This is a genomic window from Sphingopyxis sp. (assembly GCF_025869345.1).
GTDB lineage: Bacteria > Pseudomonadota > Alphaproteobacteria > Sphingomonadales > Sphingomonadaceae > Sphingopyxis.
Genome location: NZ_JAOZVW010000104.1, coordinates 26,882 through 36,060, shown reverse-complemented (window position 1 = coordinate 36,060; position 9,179 = coordinate 26,882). Strand labels below are relative to the sequence as shown.

At 66.5% G+C, this 9,179-nt stretch carries 10 protein-coding genes; 1 reads left to right on the top strand and 9 read right to left on the bottom strand.

From position 1 onward, the window contains the following. Positions 1 to 77: 77 nt before the first annotated feature. From ybaL to OJI97_RS10950, 7 genes are all read right to left on the bottom strand, one after another. Complete coding sequence (ybaL, locus tag OJI97_RS10980) at positions 78 to 1,727, bottom strand: YbaL family putative K(+) efflux transporter (protein WP_297663429.1); 1,650 nt, start codon at positions 1,725 to 1,727, stop codon at positions 78 to 80. A 132-nt stretch (positions 1,728 to 1,859) separates the two neighbouring features. After that, entirely contained in the window at positions 1,860 to 2,270 is a 411-nt protein-coding gene (locus OJI97_RS10975; protein WP_297663428.1) for a hypothetical protein, read from the bottom strand. A gap of 458 nt (positions 2,271 to 2,728) precedes the next feature. Beyond that, positions 2,729 to 4,543: an ABC transporter ATP-binding protein/permease gene (locus OJI97_RS10970; RefSeq protein ID WP_297663426.1), complete on the bottom strand. Its 1,815-nt coding sequence runs from the start codon at positions 4,541 to 4,543 to the stop codon at positions 2,729 to 2,731. A gap of 186 nt (positions 4,544 to 4,729) precedes the next feature. Next, positions 4,730 to 4,882: a hypothetical protein gene (locus tag OJI97_RS10965; protein WP_297663424.1), complete on the bottom strand. Its 153-nt coding sequence runs from the start codon at positions 4,880 to 4,882 to the stop codon at positions 4,730 to 4,732. Positions 4,883 to 4,979: 97 nt separating this feature from the next. Next, positions 4,980 to 5,555 (bottom strand): LptA/OstA family protein, encoded by a 576-nt coding sequence (locus OJI97_RS10960; protein WP_297663423.1) that lies wholly within the window; start codon positions 5,553 to 5,555, stop codon positions 4,980 to 4,982. After that, the gene (lptC, locus tag OJI97_RS10955) at positions 5,552 to 6,193 is read right to left on the bottom strand and encodes an LPS export ABC transporter periplasmic protein LptC (protein ID WP_297663422.1); all 642 of its coding nucleotides are present in this window, start codon (positions 6,191 to 6,193) and stop codon (positions 5,552 to 5,554) included. Before lptC ends, OJI97_RS10960 begins: the two co-directional genes overlap by 4 nt. A gap of 22 nt (positions 6,194 to 6,215) precedes the next feature. Further along, complete coding sequence (locus OJI97_RS10950; RefSeq protein ID WP_297663421.1) at positions 6,216 to 6,833, bottom strand: ribonuclease H-like domain-containing protein; 618 nt, start codon at positions 6,831 to 6,833, stop codon at positions 6,216 to 6,218. A 260-nt stretch (positions 6,834 to 7,093) separates the two neighbouring features. On the opposite strand from OJI97_RS10950, the gene OJI97_RS10945 reads away from it, so the two are divergent. Beyond that, a complete protein-coding gene (locus OJI97_RS10945) occupies positions 7,094 to 7,837 on the top strand; it encodes a cold-shock protein (RefSeq protein WP_297663420.1) in 744 nt (247 codons plus the stop codon). Positions 7,838 to 8,022: 185 nt separating this feature from the next. On the opposite strand, the gene OJI97_RS10940 is transcribed toward OJI97_RS10945, so the two are convergent. Both OJI97_RS10940 and OJI97_RS10935 read right to left on the bottom strand, forming a co-directional pair. Continuing rightward, positions 8,023 to 8,481, bottom strand: a complete 459-nt coding sequence (locus OJI97_RS10940) for a DNA starvation/stationary phase protection protein (RefSeq protein ID WP_297663418.1) — start codon at positions 8,479 to 8,481, stop codon at positions 8,023 to 8,025. Between the two features lie 117 nt (positions 8,482 to 8,598). Further along, a complete protein-coding gene (locus OJI97_RS10935) occupies positions 8,599 to 9,159 on the bottom strand; it encodes a hypothetical protein (RefSeq protein ID WP_297663417.1) in 561 nt (186 codons plus the stop codon). Positions 9,160 to 9,179: the final 20 nt, after the last annotated feature.

Genomic DNA, 9,179 nt, shown 5'->3' with positions numbered 1-9,179 from the left:
CCAGGGCCTGCGTCGGCTGACCCCGCCCTGGGTCCCCGCTTTCGCGGGGATGACAAAGTTTTGGGAATGGAGGCGAGTTACGCCCCCGCCAACATCGCCCGCTCGGCCATCCGCGCCGCGGTCTCGCGTTCGGCCATCACGACATGGTCGGCGCCGCGCCGCACCAGATCATCGACCTCCTCGTCCGAATGCGCGCGCGCGACGATGACGAGCTTCGGATTGATTTCCCGCGCCCGCCGCACGATCGCCCCTGCCTCGGCCCCCTCGGGAATCGCGACGAGCAAGGTCCGCGCCGTATCGAGCCCCGCCTTGCGCAGCACGCTTTCCTTGGTCGCGTCGCCGACGATCACCGTCGCTCCCGCCGCCTCGGCGGCGGCGGCCATGTCCTTCTGGTCCTCGATCACCACCAGCCCCGCGCCGCGCCCGCAGATCAGGCTGCCGATATGGCTGCCGACGCGCCCATAGCCGATCAGCACCAGTCCGGTGCCCGCCGGCGCTTCGCTCGCTTCGGGCCCAGCCTCGGCCTCGGGCGCTTCCTCGGCGCGGATGCGCCGGACCATCAGCGTGAAGAGGATCGGGTTGAACAGGATCGACAGGATCGATCCCGCCAGGATCAGGTCGCGCGCCTCGGGCGGCATCACTTTCAACCCGACGCCGAGCCCGGCGAGGATGAACGAGAATTCGCCGATCTGCGCCAGACTGACCGCGATCGTCATCGCGGTCTGGTTCGGATGGCCGAAGGCGCGGACGATCGCATAGGCGGCGAAGGATTTGCCGAAGACGATGATCGCCACCGTCGCGATCAGCGGTAGCGGCTGCTCGACCAGCACCTTGGGATCGAAGAGCATCCCCACCGAGACGAAGAACAGCACCGCGAAGGCGTCGCGCAGCGGCAGCGTCTCCTCCGCCGCGCGGCGGCTGAGTTGCGTCTCCCCCAGGATCATCCCGGCAAAGAAGGCGCCGAGCGCGAAGCTCACGTCGAACACCACCGCCGCGCCGAACGCGACCCCCAGCGCGATCGCCAGCACCGCAAGGCGGAACAACTCGCGCGACCCCGAATGCGCGACCCAGTGCAGCACCGCGGGCAAAATGCGCCGCGCGACGACGAGCATGAAAGCGACGAAGCCGACGACCTTGACCAGCACGATTCCCGCCGACTGGAGCAGCCCCGCGCCGTTCGCCCCGGCACCAGCTTCGTCGCCGCGCGCCCCGAACATCGCGGGCAACAGCACCAGCGCGAGCACCATGGCGAGGTCCTCGACGATCAGCCAGCCGACCGCGATGCGCCCCTTCTCGGTCTCGACCATGTCGCGCGCCTGCAGCGCGCGCAGCAACACCACCGTGCTCGCGACCGACAGCGCGAGCCCGAAGATCAGGCTGCCCGCGAAGGGCCAGCCGAGCCACAGCCCCAGCATGACGCCAAGCGCGGTCGCCACCGCGATCTGCACGATCGCCCCCGGCACCGCGATCCGCCGCACCGACAAGAGGTCCTTGAGCGAGAAATGCAGCCCGACCCCGAACATCAGCAGGATCACCCCGATCTCGGCAAGCTGGAGCGCAAGCCCGGTATCGGCGACGATCCCCGGCGTGAACGGCCCGACCATCACCCCCGCGAGCAGATAGCCCGCGATCGGCGAAATGCGCAGCTTATGCGCGAGCGCGCCCATCAGAAAGGCGACGCCGAGCCCGGCGACCACGGTACCGATCAGGGTGGTGTCATGCGGCATAGGGCAGCGTAAAGGGCGCGAAGGCGCGCGGTCAAGCAACTCAAGTGATTTTGTTGCGATTGGAGCTCGGTGCGGAATGCAAAGGCCGCTTCGGGGTGGAAAGCGGACATTCGTCATTCCCGTTAGGGCCGGTCAGATCCCATCCGCTGGGTCTGCGTGCGCGCTACAAGTTGTCGAGCCGAGCGTGCGCGTTTCAAAATCCGTGCGAAATTCCGTATCCAGTTTCTCGATTTCAGCGCGGGCAAATCGATATGCAGCGATGGCGCGGGCGAGATCGGGGGGATGAAAGACGCCGGATGTCAGTTCCTTCCCGGTTGCATCGGTGACTTTGTACGCCCAAGCCTCCGATCCGTACAGTGCTCGCAGAATGGGCCCCTTCGATAGGCCTCCGCTAAGACCACCCATCTTCCCGTCGCGTTCGGTGGAGCGTCGCACTTGCCCTGCGCTGTACAGCCGCTCAGCGCCCACATAGGTTCCATCGCCCCAAAAATAGGCGTGCACAGGGCCGACGACCTCAGTGTGCCAAGGATAATTGATGTGCACGTAGTCAGGGCCATTCCGCAAGACCTCTGCTTCGCTGCGCCCTGTATCCCAAGATATCGGCTCTCCCTTCGGAGGCCCCTCTGGACGTGGATCTATGGTCCAATAGGTGCCATTAGGCTCATGTTCAAAGGTCTGAATTTGGTATGGGTTTAGTTTGCCAGAAACATCGAAATCGCGCCAAATCGTGACACGGCGGCCTTCAATGTCGAACCGTCCGTAGCAGCGCCATCCCCATTCGGGAGCAAGCAAGGGCGAGCGTAACGATACCGCGGCCGGATTGCGTTCCGCCGTGGTTGGACTGGCAACACACGAAGCTACAGCCAAGCTGCCTAGCAACAGCGATAGGCTTCGAGCCGAACAGGGATTCAAGTTCATCCGATCACCACTCGCCGAATCTGGACAGAGACAGACTGACACCAGAATCCGAGCGTCCGCAATCGGTCGTAAGCAGTCCCCCCCTAAACCGTCCCCTCTTCCTTCTCCGCCTGCTGCCGCGCCCACATGTCGGCGTAAAGCCCGCGCATCGCCAGAAGCTGGTCGTGCGTTCCCGTCTCGGCCACGCGTCCGCGATCGAGCACGACGATGCGGTCGGCGCCCGTCACCGTCGACAGCCGGTGCGCGATGACCAGCGTCGTGCGGCGGCGCGCGATACCGTCGAGCGTGTCCTGGATCGCCGCTTCGGTGCGGCTGTCGAGCGCGCTCGTCGCTTCGTCGAGGATCAGGATCGGCGGATTCTTGAGCAGGGTGCGCGCGATCGCCACCCGCTGCTTCTCGCCGCCCGACAACTTCAGCCCGCGCTCGCCGACCTCGGTCTCATAGCCTTGCGGCAGCATCGCGATGAAGCCGTCGATCGCCGCACCCTCCGCCGCCGCCGCGATTTCGGCGGCGCTCGCATCGGCACGGCCATAGGCGATGTTATAGCCGATCGAATCGTTGAACAGCACCGTGTCCTGCGGGACGATGCCGATCTCGGCGCGCAGGCTCTTCTGGGTCACCGCCTTGATGTCCTGCCCGTCGATCGTCACGCGCCCGCCCTGCGGATCGTAGAAGCGATAGAGCAACCGCGCGATCGTCGACTTGCCCGCGCCCGACGGTCCGACGATCGCCAGCGTCTCGCCCGCGCCGACCGCGAAGCTGACGCCGTTCAGGATCGTCCGGTCGGATTCGTAACCGAAGACGACATTCTCGAATGTCACCGCACCGCCGGTCACGACCAGCGGCCAGGCGTCGGGCGCATCTTGTATCTCCGGCGGCGTGTCGATCAGGCGGAACATCGCCTCCATGTCGATCAGCCCCTGGCGGATGGTGCGATAGACCATGCCGAGCAGGTCGAGCGGGCGGAAGAGCTGCGCGAGCAGCGTGTTCACCAGCACCACGTCGCCGACCGCGAACTGCCCCTTCGACCAGCCCCACACCGTATAGGCCATCGCCCCCGCCATCGCGCTGTTCGTGATCAGGCTCTGCCCGACATTGAGCCAGGCGAGGCTGTTCTCGCTCGTCACCGCGGCGCGCGCATATTGATCGGCGACGTCGCGATAGCGCGCCGTCTCGCGCTCCTCGGCGCCGAAATATTTGACCGTCTCGTAATTGAGCAGGCTGTCGACGCTGCGCCCGACGGTCAGCGTGTCGAGGTCGTTCATGCGGGTGCGCAGCGCGGTGCGCCAGTCGGTCACTCGCCGCGTGAAACCGATATAGACGACGACCATCAGCGCGGTCGCGCCCGCAAGCCCCAGACTGAATTTGGTCCAGAAGATCGCGAGCACCGCGACCAGTTCGATCAGCGTCGGCGCGATGTTGAACAGCAGGAAATAGAGCATCGTGTCGATGCTCTTGGTCCCGCGCTCGATCACCTTGGTCACCTCGCCGGTCCGCCGCGCGAGGTGGAAACGCAGGCTCAGCGCATGGAGGTGGGCGAAGGTCGCGATCGCGAGTTCGCGCGTCGCATCCTGCCCGACCCGCTCGAACACCACGTTGCGGAGATTGTCGAACAGCACCCCGGCAAAGCGCGCGCCGGCATAGGCGACGACCAGCCCGATCGCGAGCGCGACCCCGGCCTCCATCCCCGGCGCCATCCGGTCGATCGCGGCGCCATAGAGAAAGCCCATCGAGATCTGCACGCCCTTCGACGCGAGCACGATCAGCGCGGCAAGGACGATCCGCGCCTTGTGCCCCGTCTGTCCTGCGGGCCACAGATAGGGCAGAAAACGCTTGAGCGTCGCCAGGATCGGCGGTTCGCTGCGCTTGTCGGTGGAGAGTGCGGTATCGGGCGGCATGAGGAGCCCATGTAAGGTGCGCGAGTGCGGAGGCCAAGCGGTCCTTGTCTGCCAGCGACCGATTGCGGACGCCCGGCCTCTCCTAACTTTGTCATCCCCGCGAAAGCGGGGACCCAGGGTGGGGTCAGCCGGCGCACACTCTGGGTTCCCGCTTTCGCGGGAATGACGAAAGTTGGAAAGAGCCGCTCAGCGCGGTTTCGACACCCCCGCATGGCGGATGATGCGGTCGATCAGCCGCCGTTCCTCGCTCGTCGGTTCGGTGGGTTCGATCCCGGCATCGGCGGGTTTGCGGCGGCCGAACAGCGGACGGCGGACAGGAAGGAAAGGGGAATATCGCATCAAGGGCACACCTTGCTGACGCGGCCGCCCCCAGCGCCGCAAAGCCCCCGCAGCCATCCTCACGCGCAGGCGCTTGCGCAAGGATTAAGATGTAAGGTTACTGCTTCTTTTGCGGAACCGAAAAGGTGCCGGTGACGCGTCCGTTGGTGCCGCCGGTGATCGGATTGCCGTCGGGGCCGCGCGCCGCGCCGCGCCCGTCGACCGTCGCGCGGCCGCTGTTGAGGTCGATCACCAGCCGTCCGCCGCTCAGGTGATTGCCGCCCTGGTTGAGCTGGACGTTGCCGACCATCGTGATCAGCCTTTTGTCGAGGTCATAGATGGCGACATTGCCCTTCGCGGTCTCGTCGCCCTTGTTCACCGTCACCCCGCCGGTCGCGTCGAGCCGGTTGACGTCGGTGCCGCCCGAGCGGGTGTAGGCGACGGTCATCCGCGGCGCCTTCACCGTGAGGCCGGCCTGCGTCACCGTCACCCCGCCCGCCAGCACGACGCGGTCGGCGCGGTCCTGCACCTCGATGCTGCCCGCGTCGAAATCGACCGGGGCGTTGCTGTTGTGGTTGGCGAGCGCCTGCGCCTGCGCCGGGGCGCCGCCGCCGGTCGCGAGGATGCCCAAGCTGGTGAGCGCGAAACCCGCGCCCGCGAGCATGGCGCTCTTCATCGTCCAAAGCCCCTTCATTTCTTCAGCGCTCCCTGGTTGATCCGAAGCTTGGCATTGCCCGACAGGCGCACGACGCGGCTGTCGAGGTCGGCGACAAGCTGGTTGGCCGAAAACCGGCCGATGTTCAACGTGCCGTCGACGCCGCCGGTGCCCGTGAGGCTGCGTGCTTTGAGGTCGATCGCGACATTGCTCGCGTCGATCGCATAGCCGTCGGCGCTGCGCACCTTGACCGTGCCGGGCACCGACACCTTCTCGGTATCCATATCATATTGCCCCTCGGCGGCGGCGATCGTCGCGGGGCCGTCCTTCAGGCGAATCGCACCCGAAAGCTCCTGCATCCGCACGATCGGCTCGGCCGAGCTCTTCTGCACCGCGCTCCCCGCGAGCAGCGCGAAGGGCTGGCCCTTCGAATCCTGGCCGCGATATTCGGCGCGCGTCACCTTCATCCGCTCGCTCGCCATGTCGACCTTGTCCTTGGCGAGGAGGAAGCTGATCTCGGTGCGCTGGGTGAAGGGCGAGAAGACGAGCACCGCGGCGATCACCCCGATGATCAGCGGCAGGCCATAGCGCAGGCTGCGCACGACGCGGTCGTGGCTCGACCCTTTCGCGGCCCACAGGCGGCGCATCGTGCGGTCATGGTCGGCGCGTTCGGACATGGTCTTTTTTGCGAATCGCTTTTCAGGTGTGCGCGAAAATATCAGTTTCGGGCCAGCCCGCGAGGTCGAGCGCCGCCCGGGTCGGCAGGAAATCGAAGCACGCCTGCGCCAATCCGGTGCGCCCCTCGCGCGCGAGCCGGGCGTCGAGCACCTCCTTCATCGCATGGAGGAAGCGCACGTCGCTCGCCGCATAATCGCGCTGCGCGTCCGAAAGTTCCGCCGCGCCCCAGTCGCTCGACTGCTGCTGCTTCGACACGTCCTGGCCGAGCAGTTCGCGCACCAGTTCCTTGAGGCCGTGGCGGTCGGTATAGGTGCGGATCAGTTTCGAGGCGATCTTGGTGCAATAGACGGGCGCCGTCACTACCCCCAGCGCGTGCTGGATCGCGGCGATGTCGAAGCGGCCGAAATGGAATATTTTCAACCGGTTCGGGTCGGTGAAGATCGCCTTCAGCACCGGCGCGTCATAGCTGCTGCCGGGCTTGAAGCGGACGAGATGCTCGTCGCCCGATCCGTCGCTGATCTGGACGACGCACAATCGGTCGCGCAGCGGATTGAGGCCCATGGTCTCGGTGTCCACCGCGACCGCGCCGGGACCCAGCGCGCCCTCGGGCAGGTCTTCTTCGTGAAAATATACGGTCATGGGCCTGCCTTAGGCGAAGGCGCCGCGCCGCTCAATGGCTGGTTTCGCGGGCAAGACCGCAAGCGGCTCCACTCCCCGCAAAGCCAGCAAAATTGCCTATCGCTGCCATGAATTTTCTGTTCGCAGACTGTGGATAATTAGGTTATATCTTGCGTTCTTGGCGGCACGGGGCGAGTCTGTGCCCATGGTGAACTGCGTCCCCGTCCGGCGCAAGGAGCCGGTTCAATGGGGTGTGGACGACCGAAAGCGACTAACAGACTATGAGTTTCAACAAGGATCGCCGCGGCCAGCGGGGACGCGGCAAGCGCGATGATTTCGGCAATTTCGACAGCTTTGAACCCGCACCCTATGGCGGCGACAGCTATGGCGGCGGCAATCGCGGCGGCGGCTTCGGCGACCGCGGCGGTTTCGGCGGCGGTGATCGGGGCGGCGGCTTCGGCGGCGGCGATCGCGGTGGCTTCGGCGGCGGACGCGGCGGCGGCATGCCGGCGCAGGTCGTCGGCGAGGGCCAGGGCACGGTGAAATTCTTCAACCCGTCGAAGGGCTTCGGTTTCGTCGCGCGCGATGACGGCGGCGAAGACGTCTTCGTCCACATCAGCGCGGTCGAGCAGGCGGGCCTCCAGGGCCTCGCCTCGGGCCAGCCGCTCGGCTTCACGCTCGTCGAACGCAACGGCAAGGTGTCGGCCATCGATCTCAAGATCGAGGGCGAACCGATGCCGATCGAGGAATTCGCACCGCGCCGCGACGACCGTCCGGCCCCCGGCGGCGCCCGCGGCCGGCGCCAGCTGACCGGCGAACGCACCTCGGGCACGGTCAAGTTCTTCAACACGACGAAGGGCTTCGGCTTCATCGCGCGCGACGACGGACAGGCCGACGCCTTCGTCCACATCAGCGCGGTGCAGCGCGCCGGCATGGCCGGCCTCAACGAGGGCGACCGCGTCGCCTTCGACATCGAGGTCGACGATCGCGGCAAGTTCGCGGCGGTGAACCTGCAGCCCGAATGAGCGGCACGCTTCGCTGAAAAACGGAAAGGGCGCCCGCGGGCGCCCTTTTTGTTGGCCCCTCCCTGCAAGGGAGGGGTGCGGAGACTTGGGAGCTTGCTCCCTAGGCGCAGCGGGGTGGGTATGCGCCCATCAAGAACGCCTGCGGCGACCCACCCCTAACCCCTCCCTTTCAGGGAGGGGAATCCTCAATACCCCAAGGTCGCCTCGAGGAACCAGATCCGCTGCTGCGTCTCGTCGGCCCAGCCGTCGACCAGCCCGCTCGTCGCGATGTCGCCGTCCGATTCGGCCGCCGCCTTGGTCTCCTTGAGCTGGCCGAGCAAGGTCCGGTTGTCCGCGGCCAGCGCCTTGATCATCGCATCGGGCTCAACCGAGGCCGCATCGTCGTCCTTGATCGACTGGCGCCGCGACACGTCGCCGATCGAGCGCAGCGTCGGCGCGCCATTCTTGCGCACGCGCTCGGCGATCAGGTCGGTCGTCGCGAGAATCTGCGCCGCCTGCTCGTCGAACAGCAGGTGCAGCTCGCGAAAGCGCGGCCCCTGCACATGCCAGTGATAATTCTTCGTCTTGAGATAAAGCGCGAAGCTGTCGGCGAGCAGCGCGTTGAGCGCATCGGCGACCGCGGGCTGGTTCTTCTTGTCGGACATGGGAGAATCCTTTCTGTTGTTGGCCTCTAGATAGGCCAAACGCGCCGAAAAGGCCCATGGAAGCATTTGGTCGCTATCATCGATAAAAACGATGAAACCCGAAATATCGATCGGCTCTTACAGGCCAAAGGCGCCCATCGCGATCCGCACGCCCCACAGCGCCAGAACCGCCGCGCTTCCCCAGCGGACGAAGCGCGCCCCGCGCCGCCCGGCGATCGCCGCGCCAAAGGCGAGGAAGGGCAGCATCGCCAGCACCCAGCCGATCATCCCCCCCGCCGCCGCCCACAGCCCCGCGCCGCTCGTCGCCGCAAGCGCGCCGATCAGGAAATGGCTGCGGTCGCCGAACTGAAGCGCCAGCATCCGCCCCGCCAGCATCGCCGGCGACGCCGCCTCGGCCCCCGCGTCGGCCAGCGGAGCCGCGCGCCACAGCAGCGCGACCGCCGCCGACAGCATCGCCGCCGCGACCAGCAGCTGGGCGACGCCCTGCCCGATCATCCGGTTGGCAACCGATCCCGCGAACGCCGCGACCAGCGCGTGAATCAGGAAAGCGCCGAACACCACGATCACCGTGGCGCGGCGATCAGGCCGCACGCTCAGCAGATGAGCGAGGAAAAGCCCTGTGCGCCCGTCGGCATTGGCGAGCGCCACCGCGACAAGGGCGAGCATGATGGCATCCATGACAGCGGCCTGCGGCCTCG